The 18,771-nt window shown below is 60.7% G+C and carries 14 protein-coding genes and 1 pseudogene; 11 read left to right on the forward strand and 4 right to left on the reverse strand.

The genetic code is table 11. The features are described from left to right. A partial coding sequence (locus EOA28_RS39535) for a hypothetical protein (protein ID WP_245501478.1) occupies window positions 1–258 on the reverse strand: 258 nt, incomplete at its 3' end. Window positions 259–1,443: 1,185 nt separating this feature from the next. On the opposite strand from EOA28_RS39535, the gene EOA28_RS05800 reads away from it, so the two are divergent. The 3 genes from EOA28_RS05800 to EOA28_RS05810 are packed head-to-tail and all read left to right on the forward strand — an operon-like array spanning window position 1,444 to window position 5,058. Then, window positions 1,444–2,658, forward strand: coding sequence for a glycosyltransferase family protein (locus tag EOA28_RS05800; RefSeq protein ID WP_127249236.1), 1,215 nt, complete (start codon window positions 1,444–1,446; stop codon window positions 2,656–2,658). Between the two features lies 1 nt (window position 2,659). Further along, window positions 2,660–3,904, forward strand: a complete 1,245-nt coding sequence (locus EOA28_RS05805; protein WP_127249237.1) for a glycosyltransferase family 4 protein — start codon at window positions 2,660–2,662, stop codon at window positions 3,902–3,904. After that, a complete protein-coding gene (locus EOA28_RS05810) occupies window positions 3,901–5,058 on the forward strand; it encodes a glycosyltransferase family protein (protein WP_127249238.1) in 1,158 nt (385 codons plus the stop codon). Before EOA28_RS05805 ends, EOA28_RS05810 begins: the two co-directional genes overlap by 4 nt. Window positions 5,059–5,172: 114 nt before the next feature. Here EOA28_RS05810 and EOA28_RS05815 read toward each other — a convergent pair whose 3' ends face one another. Then, window positions 5,173–5,844 (reverse strand): class I SAM-dependent methyltransferase, encoded by a 672-nt coding sequence (locus tag EOA28_RS05815; RefSeq protein WP_127249239.1) that lies wholly within the window; start codon window positions 5,842–5,844, stop codon window positions 5,173–5,175. A 162-nt stretch (window positions 5,845–6,006) separates the two neighbouring features. Here EOA28_RS05815 and EOA28_RS05820 point away from each other — a divergent pair, with 162 nt between their 5' ends. The 3 genes from EOA28_RS05820 to EOA28_RS05830 all read left to right on the forward strand — a co-directional run bounded on the left by EOA28_RS05820 (window position 6,007) and on the right by EOA28_RS05830 (window position 10,290). Then, on the forward strand, window positions 6,007–8,721 hold the full coding sequence (locus EOA28_RS05820) for an ABC transporter ATP-binding protein (RefSeq protein ID WP_127249240.1): 2,715 nt from the start codon (window positions 6,007–6,009) through the stop codon (window positions 8,719–8,721). Window positions 8,722–8,910: 189 nt separating this feature from the next. Then, window positions 8,911–9,360: a cyclic nucleotide-binding domain-containing protein gene (locus tag EOA28_RS05825; RefSeq protein ID WP_126081340.1), complete on the forward strand. Its 450-nt coding sequence runs from the start codon at window positions 8,911–8,913 to the stop codon at window positions 9,358–9,360. Window positions 9,361–9,435: 75 nt separating this feature from the next. Next, window positions 9,436–10,290, forward strand: coding sequence for an MBL fold metallo-hydrolase (locus tag EOA28_RS05830; RefSeq protein ID WP_127249241.1), 855 nt, complete (start codon window positions 9,436–9,438; stop codon window positions 10,288–10,290). Between the two features lies 1 nt (window position 10,291). Here EOA28_RS05830 and EOA28_RS05835 read toward each other — a convergent pair whose 3' ends face one another. Together EOA28_RS05835 and EOA28_RS05840 are read right to left on the reverse strand one after the other, a co-directional pair. After that, window positions 10,292–11,056: a polysaccharide deacetylase family protein gene (locus tag EOA28_RS05835; protein ID WP_127249242.1), complete on the reverse strand. Its 765-nt coding sequence runs from the start codon at window positions 11,054–11,056 to the stop codon at window positions 10,292–10,294. Then, the gene (locus tag EOA28_RS05840; RefSeq protein WP_127249243.1) at window positions 11,053–12,141 is read right to left on the reverse strand and encodes a glycosyltransferase family 4 protein; all 1,089 of its coding nucleotides are present in this window, start codon (window positions 12,139–12,141) and stop codon (window positions 11,053–11,055) included. Before EOA28_RS05840 ends, EOA28_RS05835 begins: the two co-directional genes overlap by 4 nt. A gap of 93 nt (window positions 12,142–12,234) precedes the next feature. Between EOA28_RS05840 and EOA28_RS05845 the strand changes: the two genes are divergently transcribed. The 5 genes and pseudogenes from EOA28_RS05845 to EOA28_RS05865 form a co-directional block, all read left to right on the forward strand. Beyond that, entirely contained in the window at window positions 12,235–13,395 is a 1,161-nt protein-coding gene (locus EOA28_RS05845) for a DUF3095 domain-containing protein (protein ID WP_245463444.1), read from the forward strand. A 114-nt stretch (window positions 13,396–13,509) separates the two neighbouring features. Then, entirely contained in the window at window positions 13,510–14,853 is a 1,344-nt protein-coding gene (locus EOA28_RS05850) for a nucleotide sugar dehydrogenase (protein ID WP_127249245.1), read from the forward strand. A 265-nt stretch (window positions 14,854–15,118) separates the two neighbouring features. Further along, window positions 15,119–16,459, forward strand: coding sequence for an adenylate/guanylate cyclase domain-containing protein (locus EOA28_RS05855; protein ID WP_127249246.1), 1,341 nt, complete (start codon window positions 15,119–15,121; stop codon window positions 16,457–16,459). Between the two features lie 147 nt (window positions 16,460–16,606). Further along, window positions 16,607–18,502 (forward strand): ABC transporter ATP-binding protein, encoded by a 1,896-nt coding sequence (locus EOA28_RS05860; RefSeq protein WP_127249247.1) that lies wholly within the window; start codon window positions 16,607–16,609, stop codon window positions 18,500–18,502. Then, window positions 18,499–18,771 (forward strand): annotated as a pseudogene (locus EOA28_RS05865) (ABC transporter substrate-binding protein); the annotation flags it as partial. The gene EOA28_RS05860 and the pseudogene EOA28_RS05865, both read left to right, overlap by 4 nt.

Below are 18,771 nucleotides of genomic sequence, written 5' to 3' on the forward strand. Positions count from 1 at the left end.
GACGATGACATAGCGCCCTTGGTAGGGTTGATAGTAGCTGCTGCCGCAGTGCCAAAGCACGGTGCCGTTGATCGAAGTCGTCACACACGCAGCCGGGAGCCTGTTCACGTAGATAGTCGAACGGCGGATCGTTCGGCGTGTGGTGCGCCTTGCGACGCCTGCGACGCTGCCAGGCGTGAGCGGATGGCCAACTCGCGCCTGCGCTTCGCCAGCGAAAGGGGCGAAGGGCGCAAGGGCATCGATGAGCCCCGCAAACATCAAGACGACGACGATTCCGGCAGCGCCGGTCAATCTCAAGCTAGGTCTCGTCATTTTTGATCCTCCCAAGAGCTCACCGCTTCGCGCGTTCTTATGTCCGGACTATGCAGCACCCAACGCAGGCTAGAATTTTAGAATGTACTAATTCTCAAATTCGACTTCTATCCGGATTGCGCAAATTCCATCGAACCGCTGGCGATGGTGACCGGCATTTCTCGGCGCGGGTTGCGCCCCGGTCACGATCTTCCGGCGCGCTGCAGCGTTTCGTAGGGAGATTCGCCGAAGAAGAGTCGATAATTCGCGGCGAAGCGGCCCAGATGGGTGATCCCCACCTCCATAGCGACCGCAGTTATGCTCAAGCCGTCAGCACGTGCCGCAGTAAGGAGCCGTCTGGCTTCATTGAGACGGAGCGCTCTGATGAATTCGAGCGGGGTTACGGCGAAGGTAGTGGCGAAAGGCGTAATCCAGTTGTCCGGCTAACACCAATTTCCTTGCACAGTCGAACAATGGGTATGTCTTCCCGGAGATGAGTGCGAATGAAATCCTCGGCCGCCGACGCTTGTCTTAAATGACGCGACAATCGCTCTGAACAGTGGCGGCGCCGCACTGGCGCGAGACGCTCACGCGCCATTCGATGGGCCGGCGTGCCCTTCGTCTCTTACTCGTGACGTCCGTGAGGCTCGTGACGTCCGTGAGGCCTTCGCGCGGCATCGATCGCAGCAGTCATAACAACTGATGGGCTTACGTCCGGGGAGCAGACTGGAGGCATCCGCGCTGAATTCGTCTGGGGCGACGAGCTGACCCCCGGTGGCCAGCATATGGAGAACAGTTATCGATGCTGCTGACCGACGAAGTGTGTAGTGGAGTCGCACGTGTTCAGGTCGGGGAAGACAGACCCGAGCGCTTCGTGCGAATGTAGCTCCATGAAAGGCTTCGGATTATTGTTGGCGCCCATCACATCACGAAATGCGGGGTCCAGAGTGAAGAACGCTATCTGATCTTTCGCATCGCGCCGGTCGCATGGGAGACTATGAATTCGCGGACGGTGAGGGGCGATCTGCGGCCTCTTGGGTAATACGAATTGAAAATTGCGCCCTCATGTTTCACAACAGGTCGGTTAGGCCTCAGGATGGCTTCCCCAACCGCCCCGGTTCCCAAGGCGAGAATTCTAAAAGACGTTCAGAAATGATCCAGCACGTACAAGACGCTCGAATTCTCATGTACAGCCACGATACGTTCGGGCTCGGCCACCTGCAGCGCTGTCGGACCATCGCGCATTCGCTGGTCGAGGATTTCCGCGGACTTCAGGTGCTGATCATTTCGGGTGCGCCCATCGCCGGCGCCTTCGATTATCGCGCCCGTGTCGACTTCGTGAAGATCCCCAGCGTCATCAAGTTGCGCAACGGCGAGTACACCTCGCTGGAAAAGGATATCGATCTGCATGAGACGCTCAGGATGCGCCAGTCGATCATCCGCCACACGGCCGAGACCTTCCGGCCGGATATCTTCATCGTCGACAAGGAACCGCTCGGCCTGCGCGGTGAGATCGAGGACACACTGTCCTACCTCAAGACGCGGGGTACCACGCTCGTGCTTGGCCTGCGCGAGGTGATGGATGCGCCGCATCTGCTCGAAGCAGAGTGGGCACGCAGGGATGTGCTGCGCAAAATAGGCCTGTTCTACGATAAGGTCTGGGCCTATGGCCCGCCGGATTTCTACGATCCGTTGACCGGCTTGGATGTGCCGCCGGCCGTCAGGGCAAAGATGAGGTTCGTCGGTTTCCTGCAACGGCGCCTGCAGCGGAACGAGTTGCCCGGCCACCGGCCCGAGGGTGAGTATATCCTTGTTACCACAGGGGGCGGCGGTGACGGCGCGGAACTGATCCACGACGTCATCGATGCCTATCAGCAGAACCCGCAGTTGCAGCACAGGGCGCTGATCGTGCTTGGGCCCTACATGCCGGCGCGCAAGCGCAACAAGCTGCTCAAGAAGGGGGCCAAGATCCCCTGCATCAAGATCATCGAGTTCGACAACCGCATGGAAGACCTGATTGCGGGGGCCAAGGCGGTAGTGGCGATGGGCGGTTACAACACCTATTGCGAGATACTGTCTTTCGACAAGCCGGCGCTAATCGTGCCGCGCGTCGAGCCCCGTGAGGAACAACTGATCCGCGCTCGGCGCGCAGCCGAACTCGGCCTTATCGAGATGCTTTTGCCGGACGAAGCCAAGGATTCCCAGCGGTTTGCCGATGCACTGGTGGCGCTGCCGGACCGGCCCCGCCCATCTCAGAGCAATCCCCATCTGAGGCTGGAAGGACTGCCTCATATTTCCGAAATCGTCGCAGAACTGCTCGATCGGCGGGCCAGCCCTCACCTTTCGGTCATTGAGGGAATGAGCTGAGTTGCAACGTCGCAAGATCGTCGTGGTTCTAAAGGGCTATCCGCGGTTGTCGGAAACCTTCATCGCGCAGGAACTGCTCGGTCTGGAGCGCGCGGGATTTGACCTGATACTCGTCGCGCTCAGGCGGCCGACCGACGCAAAACGCCACCCTGTGCATGACGAGATCAAGGCGCCCGTCCGTTATCTGCCGGAATATCTGCATGAAGAGCCGCTGCGCGTGCTTCGCTCGCTGTTTGCCTATCTGCTGCGGCCGGGGTTCTGGCGCGCGCTCGGATCGCTGGCTGCCGATATCCGCCGCGACTTTACGCGCAATCGCGTGCGCCGCTTCGGGCAAGCGCTCGTGCTGGCGGCCGAATGGCCGGAAGACGCGGGATGGTTGCATGCCCATTTCGCGCACACGCCGGCATCGGTGACGCGCTATGCCAGCTTGCTTCGTAGTCTGCCCTGGAGCTGCTCAGCCCATGCCAAGGACATCTGGACTTCTGCGGACTGGGATCTGGCCGGCAAGCTTTCCTCGGCGCGCTGGACGGTCACTTGCACGAAAACCGGCTTCGATCGTCTTAAAGAACTCGCAAACGGCAACTCGTCCGTGCATCTGAGCTACCATGGGCTCGACCTTGATCGCTTCGGCAGTTTCGGCGAGGCGCGAAAACAGCATGACGGCTCGGCGGCGGACGACCCGGTTATCATTCTCAGTGTCGGGCGCGCAGTTGCAAAGAAAGGTTACGATACCTTGCTGGAGGCGCTTGCCCTCTTGCCTGGCGATTTGGCGTGGCATTTCGAGCATATCGGCGGCGGCGAGGAACTGGAACGGCTCAAGGCGCTGGCGCAAAAGTTCGGACTGGATGGTCGCGTGTCCTGGAAGGGCGCGCTTGCGCAAGAGGAGGTGCTTGAGCACTACCGGTGCGCCGACATCTTCGCCCTGGCCTGCAGGATCACCGCAAATGGCGACCGGGACGGTCTGCCGAATGTCCTAGTGGAGGCGGCCAGCCAGCGGCTTGCCTGCGTGTCGACCGATGTTTCCGGCGTGCCGGAGCTTTTGTCGCCGGATGAAACCGGGCTGCTGGTTCCGACGGAAAACCCAATTGCCCTAGCAAAGGCGCTGGAGCGCCTGATCCGTGATCCCGTGCTGCGCGCCCGTCTCGGCGACGCCGCCGAGCGGCGCGTGCGCGGCAATTTCGATCATACGGCAAGCATCGGACAGCTCAAGGAACTGTTCGAGCGCGAGTGGCGGGCCGCCGATTGAAGCGCGTCTTCCTCTATGTCCAGCACCTGCTCGGTATCGGCCATCTCGCTCGCTCCAGCCGCATCGCAGCGGCACTGGTCGATGACGGGTTTGACGTAACCGTCGTGACCGGCGGCGCGCCGATCGCGGGGTTTCCGGGACCAGGGGTGAAAACTGTAACCCTGCCGCCTGTCACCTCCGGTGATGAAGGATTTTCCGGACTTGTCGATCTGCAGGGCAGACCCATCGACGATGATTTCAAGAAACGACGTTCAGAGACACTGCTGCAGGCCTACTGGGATTGCAGACCTGACATCGTCATTGTGGAGGCCTTTCCGTTTGGACGCCGGCAGATGCGTTTCGAACTCATGCCGCTGATCGAGGCCATCGAGGCGACATCGCCCAGACCGCTGCTGGCGACGTCCGTCCGCGATATTCTTCAGGAGCGCGTCAAGTCGGGCCGAAACGAGGAAACGGTCGATCTCATCAACAGACACTTCGACCTTGTCATGGTCCACGGCGATCCGGCTTTCGCAACCATCGACAAGACATTTCCGCTGGCCAGGGCAATCAGGGCCGAGGTCACCTACACAGGGCTCGTTGCCGCGCCGCCATCGCCCGCGGCCACCGAGCGCTTCGACATTCTGGTTTCGGTTGGCGGCGGGGCTGCCGGAAGGGGTCTTGTCAGTTCCACCATCGCAGCGGCGCGGAATGCCAACAATGGCTGGAAATGGTGTTTGATCACCGGCCCAAACTTGCCGAAAGACGAGTTTGACGCCATCGCACGCGATGTCACGCCGGGCCTGTCCATCTTCCGCTTCCGCGAGGATTTTGCCAGCCTGCTGACCGGCGCTCGCCTGTCGGTCTCGCAGGCGGGTTACAACACGGTCTGCGATGTCCTGCGCGCGGGTTGTCGCTCCCTGCTCGTGCCGTTTGCAGCCGGCGGGGAAACCGAACAAACGGTTCGCGCCCTGATGCTCGAAGAACTCGGTCTTGCAACGGTGCTGATGGAAAAGGACCTGACGCCTGAAGGTTTGGCGCAGGCGATCGAACAGGCGCTGGTGGCGCCGAGGCCGTCCGCGCATCGTCTCGATCTGGAAGGGGCGCGTCACTCGGCGCAAATCCTGCGCGAGCGGCATCGAACACGGTCGCTAAAAATGGGGCCCGGGACATGACCAAGCAAACGGCGGGGCCTAAAGCGCGTCGCGCTGAACGGATTCAGTCGACGCGCTTTAAGTCTTGATGCATGTCGTTGTCCTAAACCGCTACGCGGTTTTGGGCGAAAGGCACTAAACCGTCCCAATCAGCATGAAGCGCGTATATTTTTTTGTCGGTAGTTCGCCGGAGAATCGTATCTCCCGCAGCGCCGCCATTGCCTCGAAGGCTGCAAGTGAAGCCACGCAGTTGATGTGCGTCGGCTCGCTGAAATAGTCATTCGATTGCAGCAGTACATTCGTGCCCCGCGGGAGCAGGGCAAGCCAGGCGCGCAGATCGGCGATGTGCTCGCAGCTCGTATTGACTATCAGGTCGGACGGCCCGGCCGCATAGTCGAGTGCGTACATATCTGCCGTCAGCGCCCGGAACCGGTCGCCGGCTTCCCGGTTGAGGGTCTGGGCAACCGGCGCGACTTCGGGATCGATGTCGATGCTGTCAATCGTCGCGATGTCGAAGCGAGGGTCGTTGAAAAGCATCGCCGGCAAGATGCCGTACCATCCGCCCAGAACCCATATGCGCGCGAAGCGCCCGCCGCAGCTTTCGAACAGTCTGTCGAGCGCCCACATCTTGCAGGCCACCTGCTTGTGGTTGAAGGCGTTGGCGATGTCGGCCTGCGGATGTTTGGCGATGACGCGCGCCAGCCCTGCCACGAGAGGGTGGTTGACATAGGCAGCAATTCCCCGCGTGAGGTCCAAGGCCTGCTCGTGCCCGTCCATGCCGGCATTGCGCGGTTGCGTGACATCCATCATATTCGCCTTGTACGTTGGGATTTCGGGCGACACAACGCAATCTTGCCTCGCCAAGCCGCCTCGCAGGCTTCGAACGCGTCGCCGGCGATGATTGCCGATGCGCCGTCCACCAGCCGATGCTTTTACTTTGTTCTTTGAACTGAAGGTTCACAGTCGCATATGGAACCCAGCCTAGCTCGCTATATCTGGACGCACACCAAGAAGCAGCAGCTCTGGATATTGGTTATCGTCTTGCTTTCGATGATCCCGTATTTCATGTCCTTTGACCTGCCGAAGCTGATCGTCAACGGCCCGATCCAAGGCAAGGGGTTCGAGCAACCGGGCGCGACCCAGCCATTCATGAGGCTGCACTACAACCTGCCGTTCATCGGAGAGGTCCAGTTCTTTCCTGGCTTTCAGCTCGACCGCACGACGACGCTGTTTGCCCTCAGCCTTGTGTTCCTCCTGCTGGTCATCATCAACGGCCTGTTCAAATTCTACATCAACACCTACAAGGGCCGCCTCGGCGAACGCATGCTGCGCCGTATCCGCTTCGAATTGGTCGATCGTGTGCTGCGGTTTCCGCCGCGTTATTTCAAGCGCGTGAAATCCGCCGAGGTGGCAACCATGGTGAAGGACGAGGTGGAGCCGCTGGGCGGTTTCATCGGCGATGCTTTCCTGCAGCCGGTGCTGCTCGGCGGCCAGGCCGTGACGGCCATGCTGTTCATCGTAGTCCAGAACTTCTGGCTCGGAATGATTGCCGCCGTGATCGTTTTGATCCAGATCGTGCTCATCCCGCGAATGCGGCGGCGGCTGATCGTGCTCGGGCGTAAACGGCAGTTGACGGCGCGCGCGCTATCGGGCCGCGTCGGCGAAATCGTCGACGGCATCGGCGCGGTTCACGTCCACGATACATCAAATTACGAGCGCGCCGACATAGCTGCCCGGCTCGGCCTCATCTTCAAGATCCGCTTCGATCTTTACCAATGGAAATTCATGGTGAAGTTCCTCAACAATTTTCTCGCGCAGATCACGCCCTTTCTGTTCTACATGGTCGGCGGTTACCTGGTCATCCATGGCCGGCTGGACGTTGGCCAGCTCGTGGCCGTGATCGGCGCCTACAAGGACCTGCCCGGACCGATGAAGGAACTGATCGACTGGGATCAGGATCGGCAGGACGTCCAGGTCAAATACCAGCAGGTCGTCGAACAATTCACCGTCGAGGGTCTCATTGCGCCGCAAATCGGCGCACTGACGATCGATGATCCCGGTCCGATGACCAAACCCCTGTCGGCGATCGGTCTGTCCATGGCAGACGATGGCGGTGCAATGCTCCTCGACCGGGTCTCTCTGCAGGTGAATCCCGGTGAGACGGTGGCGCTGGTCAGCACCTCAACAGGTGGAGCGGAGGCGCTTGCAGAGGCCTTCGCGCGGCTGAGCTGGCCGGAAAGCGGAAAGGTCGCTTCGGGTGCCGACGACCTGCTTGAACTCCCTGAAGCAGTGACCGGCCGGCGCATGTCCTATGCCTCGTCCGATGTTTTCCTGTTCCAGGCAAGCCTCCGCGACAATCTGCTCTACGGATTGAAGCATGCGCCGCTGACATCGGTGACTTATGACGGTGCCGCGGCGGACCAGCAGCGCTGGAACATTCACGAGGCGCGCCGGTCGGGCAACCCGGACCTTGATATCCACAGTGACTGGATCGACTATGCTTCCGTCGGCGCTACCGGCCCGCACGACCTCTTTGAAGCCGTGCGCCAGGTGCTCGACGCAGTTCTTCTGTCGCGCGACATTCTGGATCTTGGCTTGCGTTCTTCGGCCGACCTCACGCGACACACCAAGCTTGCCGGGCGGATCGTCGAACTGCGTGCGGCGCTGCGAACCCGGTTGGAAAATGAAGGATTGAACGAACTGGTGGTTCCTTTCGAGCCGGGCGCCTACAACAAGGAAGCAACGATCGGCCAGAACCTGCTCTTCGGCGCTGCCGCCGGCCCGGAGCTTGCCGACAAGGCTCTGGCGGCAAATTCCTATTTTGCTTCCGTGCTGAGGCAAGCCGGCCTCGATCGCACGCTCTACGAAATGGGCCTGAATATCGCCGAACAATCGATCGAGCTGTTTGCCGATCTGCCGCCCGATCACCAGTTCTTCCAGCAGCTCGCCTTCATGAGCGCCGAGGAGATACCCGCCTACGAAACCTTGCTGCAACGGCTCAAGAACCGTCCCTACGAGACGGTCTCCGAGAACGACCGCGCCATGATCGTCACCCTGAGCTTTGCTTATATCGAGCCCCGGCATCGCTTCGGCCTGCTGGGCGACGAACTGATGAACAAGATCGTTGCCGCACGCAATCGATTCTATGAAAACCTGCCGCCCGAGCTGCAAAATGCGGTCGAACGCTATGATCCCGCCATATACATTGCCGCGGCTACGGTCATGGACAATGTCCTATTCGGGCGTCTGGGTAGCAACCATCCCGACGCGCCGGATCGCATACGCTCCATCGTCTATGACATTCTTGATGAATTGGGGCTTTATGCCGAACTGCTGGATGTCGGTTTGGACTTCAATGTCGGCGCCGGCGGCAGGCGGTTGACCGCTGGGCAGCGACAGAAGCTCGATGTTGCCCGAGCCCTGCTCAAGCGGCCCGATTTTCTCATTCTCAACCGGCCGCTGTCGGCGCTCGACCAGCGCGTACAGGACAAGGTGTCGCAAAACGTGCTCGAGGAAGCCAGGCGCGACGGCCGTTCGCCGGCAATTGTGTGCGTCGTGACGAATCCGGCAATGGCGATGATGTTCGATCGCGTTGTCGTCTTCGACTCGAGTCGTTTGGTGGAAGACGGAACACACGAGACACTTTTGGCCGGGGGCGGTATTTTCAAGGAACTGCTCTCATAGAGCATTGGACATTCAGATGGAATCATTCCGCCGTTGGGAAACTTGCTGCAAGGTCAATGGATTGAGCGTTCCGGCTGATTGGGCTCGCTACCTCAAGCGGTTCGTCTTGCCACCTGGAAACGGAATTGATTTCATCTGGGCGTCGGTTGTTCTAGTCTGGCAGACGTGAATTTTGGGAGGTTTGCGACAATGCTGCTCAAGGATGAGGTTGGAATGCTGCAACGCGTTCCCTTGTTCTCCGGCATTGAGTCGGCAAAGCTCAAGCTGCTTGCGTTCACATCCGATCGCGTCAGCTACAGCGCCGGCCAGATTCTTTTCCGGCAAGGCGACGAGGGAGATGCCGCCTATGTCATCCTTTCAGGCAAGGCGGATATTCTGGTCGATTCCGACAACGGACCGATAAAAGTTGCCGAACTGCTGCCAAATTCGATCGTTGGCGAGATCGCCATATTGTGCAACAGCTCTCGCACGGCCACCGTCAGAGCTGCAAGTCCGGTGGAAGCTTTGAGAATTCGCAAGGATCATTTCCTGAGGCTCATGAGGGAGTTCCCGGAAATGACCATCGAAATGGTGCGGGTCCTCGCCGATCGCCTAAGCCATACGACCGCGGATCTGATCGACGCACGGAGCGCCAAGTAACCAGTGACGCGCACTTAATCCTCGCCGTCGTGATGGCTCCGGCTAGCATGGGCGACTGGACCGCGAAGGAGCAGCATGGAGGACGAGGTTTTCCTGGTCAAGTTTTGGGGGGTGCGCGGCAGCATTTCGGTATCGGGGCCAGAATTCTCCCGCTATGGCGGCAACACGATCTGCATCGAGATGCGATGCGGTAAGCATACGATTCTCTTCGACGCGGGCTCCGGCCTGCCGCCTGCCGGCCGAGCGCTTCGGGCGTCGGGCGTAACCGATTTCGACCTGTTTTTCACCCACTGCCATTACGACCACATCATCGGACTGCCGGCTTTTAAGCCGATCTACGACCGCAGCGTCAAAGTCAGGCTTTGGTCCGGGCATCTTGCAGGACGCATGACGACCCAGCAGATTGTCGATGAGTTCATGCGGCCGCCTTGGTTTCCGGTGAGACTGGACGTCTGCAAGGCAAGCCTCGACTACCGCGATTTCGTATCAGGAGACATTCTTCGGCCGCGCGAAGGGGTGGTGATCCGAACCGGCAGCCTAACCCATCCCGGTGGCTGTATAGGCTATCGGGTCGAATGGGGCGGCCGCGTCGTGGCGGTGATCACCGACACCGAACACGAGCCGGGCAAGCTTGATCAGGCGGTCCTCGACCTCATCGAAGATGCCGACCTCGTCATTTACGATTGCACCTACACCGAGGAGGAAATGGAGCGCTACCGCGGCAACGGGCACTCGACATGGCAACAGGGGGTCAAGCTCTGCGAGGCGGCCGGCGCGCGGGAGCTTGCGCTGGTTCACCACGATCCGGCACGCACCGACGAGGAACTGGGCGAGATCGAGAAACTGGCCAAGGACAGGTTTGCCGGCGCTTTTGCCGCGCGGGATGGCCAGACGCTCGAATTTCCAGTCTTATCGCACCAAGCGCGCTGAGCTATTTTCCTTTGCCGGCGCCGCGCCCGATCAATGTCCTGATCGGAAGCCATGCGCAGGCTTCAGTCTGTGCGGTGACCGTGAACAGCCGTTCCAGGAAAAGCCAGGCCGATTCATCGTGTACGAGATGGTGGGCGAGCACGCCGACCGGTTCGCCGCCGTCGAATGCCTGTCGCAATTGCGCGATGATGGCCTGAACCAATATGCCGTGATCGCGGCAACCGCGCGTGCCATGCCAATCCATGATGTCGACATTGCTGTTGACGACCGCCAGCGAAGCCGGCTTCGGCGACCCATAGACCGACAATGCCGCAAATCCCATCGATCCAAGCTCGGATACCAAGCCGGCGTCGATCCTGTTCCAGGGCGGCACCAGCATCGGAACGGCACGTGCGCCGTGCAGGCCGGTTATGCGCGACAGCCCGCGAGCCAGATCATCGAGCACCGCCTCGCGTGGCCGCTGCGGGCCGAGCTCCTGCTTTTTCTGGCCCTCCGACGCATGATTTCGGTGCGCCCAGCCATGGATGGCGACTGTGGCATGCGGCGCCTCGTCAAGCCGGGCGACCAGCTTCCCATCAGTCAGGGCCGGAATGACGGCCAGAGTGACCGGAATTGCGAATTGACCGGTGAGGTCGAGCAGCCGATCAAGCGCAGGCGTCGGATCCACGGCGTCATCGTCGCGCAGCCAGAACTCTGCCTTGCGGTCCGCCCGCTGCCAGCGCGCCAGTTCTTTCACCAAGGGTTGCCAGATCTGATCGGACGTCATGAAACCGGGATCTTCGCAATAAGTTCGGCGAGACGCGCTGCCGCAGCACCGAGGGAGCGTTCTTCGAGGATGAAACGTCTGGCTTCTGCGGCCATGACGGTTCTTTCGTCGTTGCGGGCCAGAAGCCTTTCAATGGCTGAAGCGAACGCCGTCAAATCGCCCGGCGGGGTCAGGAACCCGGTCCGGCCATCCCGCACGACCTCCGGCACGCCGGCGATGTCCTGAGCCACCACCGGCAGGCCGGCGGCCTGCGCTTCAAGATAGGCAACGCCATAGGCCTCGCCGAAACCCGGCCAGACGTAAATTCCGCCACTGTAGAGGACATCCGGCACGGCGGCCGGCTCAATCGCGCCAAGCCATTCGATACGGTTGGCGGGCAAGCCGGCAAATTGCGCTTTGACCTCGTCACGGGCAGGCCCGTCCCCGACGACCGACATGGTCCAGGGCAGGTGACCGATCGAGCCGAGCGCTTGCGCCAGCATGCGATAGCTTTCGAGTTTGTCGCCCGGGCGCATCATGGCGACGGTAACGAGGCGTGTCGGACAACCCCGTGCCGGCGTTTCACGGAATGCCGATGTGTCGATGAAGGGCGAAAGCATGCCGAAAGTGGCGCCGGGTACCGCATCCGCCAGTCCCTGGCGGTCCCTTTGCGTGAAGCAGATGTTCAGCGCCGCCTGTTCGACGGCTCGCGCCACCAAAGCTTGTGCATCAGCCCACAAACCGGCGTTGCGCCGCCTCGAATAGGAGGCTTCCGCTGTCGCATAGGGGACAGCAAAGGCCGCCGTCAGCTCGGGCCCGATCAGGTCGGGCGCCTTGTAATAGGGATGATAAGTGAACCAGAGATCGGGCTTGCCGTCACGAGCCCAAAGCCTTGTCAGCCGCGCGGCTTCTTCCCGGGCCTCGATCTTGCGCGCATCGAAACTTTTCGGCTCTGGTTCGCGTAGATAGAAGCGCAATTCGGATGCCAGTTCGACGTTATGCCCCACGTGCTCCAGCGCCTTGATCAGCGTCCGTGCCATCTGACGATCGCCGGAGGCAACGGGATCATTGGGTGACTTCAGTGGTGCGTAGAAGGCAATTCGCATCGCCGGACCCTATCATCAGAAAGCTGGCGCAAGTCAATTTCGAAGCATGATCGACTTCACCCTTCAAGCAGTGGAATATGCTATCTGATGCCCATGGAAACAGCTGCCGCGTCGGACCCGTTTGTCGCTTCTCTGCCGGTCTTCGCAAAGTTCGAAAGCGTTGCCGATATCGACAACTATCGGCCTCTCCCCGATGACTGGGCGCTGGCCACCGCCGACATCGTCGGCTCGACCAAGGCGATCGAGGCTGGGGGCTATAAAACGGTCAATATGGCCGGCGCCAGCGTCATTTCGGCGCTGCTCAATGCGCTGGGTCGGCAAGATTTTCCCTTTGTCTTTGGCGGCGACGGCGCGCTCGTGGCGTTTCCCGGCTCGGCGCTGGAGATCGCCCGCAACGCGCTTGCCGCTGTCCAGAGATGGGTGGCGGAAGAACTGGACCTAGCCCTGCGTGCCGCAATCGTGCCGATAAGGGATATAAGAGCGCAAGGGCTCGACGTTCGCGTGGCGAGGTTCCAGGCCTCCGAAGCGGTCTTCTATGCCATGTTCGCCGGCGGTGGCGGCAGTTGGGCGGAAGCCGAGATGAAAGCGGGGCGCTACGGCATCGATCCCGCGCCGGCCGGCGCGCGGCCGGACCTGACCGGCCTCTCCTGCCGCTGGAACCCGATCGAGGCCCGACATGGCGAAATCGTCTCGATCATAGCCATACCAGGGGCGTCGCGCGACTTGCGCGGCTTTCAGTTGCTGGTTTCCGATATCATCGCCCTTGCCGGCAGGCAGGAGCGCGATGGCCACCCCGTACCGGCGGACGGGCCGGCCTACAGTTTACTGCCCGCCGGTCTCGATCTCGAGGCGCGGGCCACCGGGCCGGCTGGACGGCGGTGGCTGACGAAGCTGTGGGTTGTGTTCCTCATGACGCTTACGGCTGTCACCGATCGATGTGGCTGGACGATCGGCGGTTTCGATCCGAAGGTCTATAAACGTGAAGTGGCCAGCAATTCGGACTTCCGGAAGTTCGACGACGGCTTGAAGATGACCATCGATGTTGACGCCGACGTCTTGCAACGGATCGAAAACCGGCTGAAACAGGCGGAACAGGCGGGCATCTGCACCTATGGCTTTCACCGCCAGAAATCGGCCTTGATGACATGTCTCGTCGCTTCGCCGCTGCAGCGCGATCACCTTCATTTCATCGATGGCGCTGCCGGCGGCTATGCGATGGCTGCCGCAAGCCTGAAGGCGAAGGTGCCGGTTTGATGACGGCTTGCGGAAACCGATCTTCCGCAATATGCCTCCGCTATGGTCCTGGGACCAAGTGAGCCTCGCCACGGGAACGGACAAGCCTGTCCGAATTGACGGGAAAGCAGATTTTTGGACGCCTCACGATCGATATATGACCATCTTCTAAACCGGATTTCGACGCGCGCCGCGCAAGTCGGCGTGATCGGACTGGGCTATGTCGGATTGCCGCTGGCGGTTGCGGTCGCACGCGCGGGCTTCCCGGTTTCGGGCTTCGACATCGAAGCCCACAAGGTCCAGAGCCTGAACAACGGCCAATCCTACATCGAGGCGGTGACGTCGACAGCCCTTGCCGGCCAGGTGGCGAGCGGACGGTTCCGCGCCACTGCGGATTTTGCGGAACTGGCCGTCTGCGAGGTCATCATCATCTGCGTTCCGACACCGCTGACGAAAAACCGTGAGCCGGATCTCTCCTTTGTCAGGAACACAGCAGGCACCATCGCCAAGCATCTGCGTCCAGGCCAGCTCGTCGTGCTGGAATCGACCACCTATCCCGGCACCACCGACGACGTGATCAAGCCCATATTGGAAGAAACCGGCTTGCGGTCGAAGATAGACTTCTTCCTCGGCTTCTCGCCCGAACGCGAGGATCCCGGCAACCGCAGCTTTGAAGTCGCGACGATTCCTAAGGTCGTGGCAGGCGACGGCATTGAAGCGGCGACGCTCGTGCAGGCTTTCTACCATGGCGTGGTCAAGACCGTCGTTCCGGTTTCGACCACCGCGACCGCCGAAGCGGTCAAGCTGACGGAAAACATCTTCCGCTCGGTCAACATAGCTCTCGTCAACGAGTTGAAGGTCGTGCTCGGTGCGATGGGCATCGACATCTGGGAGGTGATCGAGGCGGCAAAGAGCAAGCCCTTCGGCTACATGCCGTTCTATCCTGGCCCCGGACTTGGCGGGCACTGCGTTCCGATCGATCCCTTCTACCTTACGTGGAAGGCGCGCGAATACGAATTGCCGACCCGCTTCATCGAGCTCGCGGCAGAGATCAACACGGCCATGCCGCGTCATGTGGTCGATGAGCTGGCGAAGGCGCTGGACCAGCGGTGCGGCAAGGCGCTCAGCCGCTCGCGCATTCTCATCGTCGGGCTCGCCTATAAGAAGAATGTGCCCGATATCCGCGAAAGCCCTTCATTGCGGCTCATTGAACTCATCGAGGATTGGGGCGGCAAGGCGGAATTCCACGATCCGCATGTTATCGAGATACCGACCACACGAGAGCATATGGCGATCAAGGGGCGCCGCTCGGTCGAATTGACCGAGGCGGCCCTGAAAGATTTCGATGCTGTCGTCGTTGCAACCGACCACGACGCGATCGACTATCAGACGATCGCTGATCACGCTCCTCTGATCGTCGACACGCGCAATGTTTTTGGCCGCCTCGGGCTGGACCGAGAGACGGTGGTGAAGGCCTGACGGCATCTGAGCCGGCGAATTTCTTGCGCGGTGTCAGGATCGTGGTTGCACTGCGTCGGCTGACTCGCCACATAACGCCACGGAATACAGATGCATTTACGCCTTCCCCTTGGCCGCAAGGGTAGTCATCCGGGATATTCTTCGCCGCGTTTGCCGCCGAGGCCGGCTTGTTGACTTCGGGTGTCTTATCGTTGGGTCGTTGACGGACTGTGTTATGACAGATCAGAAGATAATGGTTCCGTCTTCCGACGGGTTTCGAGATAGCATGAGCACATCGTACGCAGAAATCTCCACCATCCTCATGGATAAGGTTGCCGATTGGCTGAACGAATCGGCGCTGGCGGGCAACGACCTGGAAACATTGGTAAATGGCTTTTGCGAACGGCTGGCTGCTGCCGGCCTGCCGCTGAAGCGGGTGCATTTGAGCTTCTCGATGCTTCATCCGCTCTATGACGCGCTTGGCTTCACCTGGGTTCGCGGCCAGGGCATGGAAGTGGAAGGCTTCCGCAAGGAGGCCGGTGTGCCGTCTGAAAGATTCCTGACCAGTCCATACTACCATCTGCTCAGCAATAAGCTCGACCATCTGCGACGCCGGCTCGACCCGTCGGTGCTATCGGAGTTTCCTGTTTTCGATGACCTCCGGCTTATGGGCATCACCGATTACATGGCTTTCGTCCATCCCTTCAGCGGCAACACCAGTCAGGGCATGATGGGGTCTTGGTCCACCGACAGCGCCGCGGGCTTCAGCGACAGCATGATTTCGGCGCTGCTGCGCATCCAGAGCCATCTCGCTATTGCCACCAAGATGGCGGTGCTGACCAAGCTCGCCGACAACATGATGACGACCTATCTCGGCGGCGACGCTGGCAGGCGCGTGCTTGACGGCCAGATCAAGCGCGGCGAGGGCGATACAATTCGGGCCGCACTGGTAATGGGAGATATGCGCGGGTCGTCGAGGCTTGCCGAAACTTCAGGCCGCGAAGTCTATATCGATACGCTGAACCAGTTTTTCGACGCCGTTGCCGCACCTTTCAATCGCAACGGCGGGCAGATCATGAGTTTCATCGGTGATGGCTTCATTGCCGTCTACCCTTGCGAAAGGCATCGTTCGCAGTCCGAGATCGCCTGCCAGGCTGCGCTTGCGGCCGCCCACAAGGCCAGCGCACGCATGATGGATCTCAACCTGCGCCGAAAAGAGCAGGGGTTGTCCGACATCAAATTTGGTATCGGCCTGCATGTCGGCAATGTGATGTTTGGCAATGTCGGGCTCACCGACCGGCTCACATTCTCTGTCTTCGGCTCGGCTGTGAACGAGGTCCAGCGCCTCCAGACCCTGACCAAGAAATATCCGCACAGCGTTCTGGCCAGCAAAGACTTCGCCGGCTATTGCGGTGCCAACAAATGGCTGACGCTCGGCAACGAGGAACTGGCTGGCATCAAGCAGAAGCTGACGGTGCTTTCACCAGATCTGTCGGGAGCTCTCGCACTCGATGAAGACGGTGCGCCGGAGCCGATTCACGGCCGAAGATCGGACGCCGAGCAGGTCATGCTGCTTCACCGCGACGCCGCGCGGATGGCGGCGGGCGACCCGAGTAAGCTCCAGTAAACCGCCGCGATCTGGCCCGATCGCCTTTGGTAGCCAGTTCGGTCGTCGGTTCCGCCACTGACCACCGCTTCGAATCCAAGTTGCTCTGCGCTGGCAATGCGCTAGTCTCGCTTTCTGGAGAGCTACCAGAGTGGGGCTGGTGTGAGAATGAATTCGAGTGTCGATCTGCTGCGGATCGAAGACGTTGGCATCTCTTTTGCCATCATGGGGGGGCCGTTGCATGCCGTCAGGCGCGCAAATCTTCGCGTCCTGCCCGGTAAGGTTACCGCGCTTGTGGGCGAGTCCGGTTCCGGAAAATCGGTTCTCAGCCAGGCCGTGATGGGCATTTTGCCGAACACAGCCCATGTTCGCGGCCGGATCCTGTTTTCCGATCCTGAAAAGCCCGGCACGACGCAGGATATCCTCAAGATGTCGCGTGATGGGCCCGAAATCCGGGCGTTGAGAGGCAGCCGCATCGGCAAAATCTTTCAGGAGCCGATGACATCGCTGTCGCCGCTGCACACGATCGGCAACCAGGTCAGCGAATCCCTGCAGATTCATACGCCCATGGCTCGGGCGCAGCGCAAGGCGCGGACCGAGGAAATGCTCAGCCTTGTCGGCTTTCCCAATCCCAAGCGCGCCTATGACATGTATCCCTTCGAACTTTCCGGAGGATTGCGTCAGCGCGCCATGATCGCCATGGCGCTTATCTGCCGGCCCGCCCTGTTGATCGCCGATGAGCCGACGACGGCGTTGGACGTCACCATCCAAGCGCAAATCCTGCAATTGCTGCGCGGGCTTCAGACCAAGCTGAACATGGCGATGCTGCTGATCACGCACGACCTCGGCGTGGTCGCCAATGTCGCCGACGAGGTGGTGGTCATGTACCATGGCGAGATCATGGAGGCGGGACCCGTCGAGGCGATATTCCGCCGGCCAGGCCATCCTTACCTTAAGGGCCTGATGGCAGCCGTTCCGCATTTCGACCTGAAGCCTGGTGAAAGGCTAAAGGCGCTGCGCGAGGTGCCGGTGAATGTCGGGAACCTGCTCGGCAAGCAGACCGCGCCGGCATCGAAGGGGCCGGACGACATCCTGCTGTCGGTCAGGGATCTGACAAAGACCTTCACCATCCGCAAGTCCGGATGGTTCGGTGGGGATCATCAAACCTCTGTTCGCGCCGTCGACGGCGTGAGTTTCGACATCAAGCGGGGTGAATGCCTGGGTCTGGTCGGCGAAAGCGGTTCCGGCAAAACCACCGTCAGCAAGATCCTCATGCGGGCTGTCACCCCTAGCGGTGGTTCTGTGATCTTCAACGGCCGCGATCGACCGATCGACGTCCTAGCAGGCGAGGGAGACGCCCTGCACATGCTGCGCGCGAAAATCCAGATGGTCTTCCAAGACCCGGTTTCGTCGCTTTCACCTCGCATGACGGTGGAGAACATCTTGAGCGAGCCGCTGGAAATCCATCAGCGGGGCAATGCCGCGTCCCGGTTAGCCATGGTCAAGAACCTGATGCAGGCAATCGGGCTCGATCCGCGCTTCATCAAGCGTTATCCGCACAGTTTCTCAGGCGGGCAGCGTCAGCGGATCGGCATCGCGCGCGCGTTGGCGCTGGGGCCTGAACTGCTGATCTGCGACGAGCCGGTTTCAGCGCTCGACGTCTCCGTCCAGGCGCAGATCCTGAACCTTCTGAAGGACCTGCAGAAGGAACTGGGACTGACCTATCTGTTCATATCCCATAACCTGGCGGTGGTGGACTACATGGCAGACCGCATCGCGGTGATGTGCGGCGGGCGTATCGTCGAGCTAGCGCCGCGCGAAATTCTGCTCAGGAAACCGATCCACCCCTACACGCGCTCACTGGTCGCCGCAGTACCTTTCCCCGATCTCGACAGGCCGATGGATTTCAAGACGCTGAAGCTCAGCGGCGCTTCCGACACCAGCGCATGGGGACCGCAATTCCGCGACGAGGGCGAAGAGGACGTGCTGTCGCCGCTCGATCTTGGCGGCGGCCACCTTGTTCTGGCCCGACGCTCGGCCGATGCCAGCGAGCTACGCCATTGATCAGCCGGCGCACCGTCCTTGGACTCATGGCTTCGGCATTTGTGCCGAGCACGTTGCGCGCCGGCGATCTGGAGCCGGAATTTCTTCAGCCGCTGCTGAAGGCCCTGGCGCTGCCGGCACTCGCCAAACGCTTGCCCAAGAGCCCGCGCGTGGTGAACCTCGCTGCGATGGGCCGGCAGCCCGGCCAGTACGGCGGCACGCTGCGCACGATCATCGGCAGCCAAAAAGATATCCGGATGATGACCATCTACGGATATGCTCGCCTGGTC

The sequence above is a fragment of the Mesorhizobium sp. M2A.F.Ca.ET.067.02.1.1 genome (genome assembly GCF_004023285.1).
Taxonomy (GTDB): domain Bacteria; phylum Pseudomonadota; class Alphaproteobacteria; order Rhizobiales; family Rhizobiaceae; genus Mesorhizobium.

What these genes read in the sequence shown, in the direction of transcription:
- EOA28_RS05855 (WP_127249246.1), top strand. Translation starts at nt 15,119, where the DNA reads ATGAGCACATCGTACGCAGAAATCTCCACCATCCTCATGGATAAGGTT.
- EOA28_RS05820 (WP_127249240.1), top strand. Translation starts at nt 6,007, where the DNA reads ATGGAACCCAGCCTAGCTCGCTATATCTGGACGCACACCAAGAAGCAG.
- EOA28_RS05830 (WP_127249241.1), top strand. Translation starts at nt 9,436, where the DNA reads ATGGAGGACGAGGTTTTCCTGGTCAAGTTTTGGGGGGTGCGCGGCAGC.
- EOA28_RS05845 (WP_245463444.1), top strand. Translation starts at nt 12,235, where the DNA reads ATGGAAACAGCTGCCGCGTCGGACCCGTTTGTCGCTTCTCTGCCGGTC.
- EOA28_RS05815 (WP_127249239.1), bottom strand. Translation starts at nt 5,844, where the DNA reads ATGGATGTCACGCAACCGCGCAATGCCGGCATGGACGGGCACGAGCAG.
- EOA28_RS05825 (WP_126081340.1), top strand. Translation starts at nt 8,911, where the DNA reads ATGCTGCTCAAGGATGAGGTTGGAATGCTGCAACGCGTTCCCTTGTTC.
- EOA28_RS05860 (WP_127249247.1), top strand. Translation starts at nt 16,607, where the DNA reads ATGAATTCGAGTGTCGATCTGCTGCGGATCGAAGACGTTGGCATCTCT.
- EOA28_RS05835 (WP_127249242.1), bottom strand. Translation starts at nt 11,056, where the DNA reads ATGACGTCCGATCAGATCTGGCAACCCTTGGTGAAAGAACTGGCGCGC.
- EOA28_RS05800 (WP_127249236.1), top strand. Translation starts at nt 1,444, where the DNA reads ATGATCCAGCACGTACAAGACGCTCGAATTCTCATGTACAGCCACGAT.
- EOA28_RS05840 (WP_127249243.1), bottom strand. Translation starts at nt 12,141, where the DNA reads ATGCGAATTGCCTTCTACGCACCACTGAAGTCACCCAATGATCCCGTT.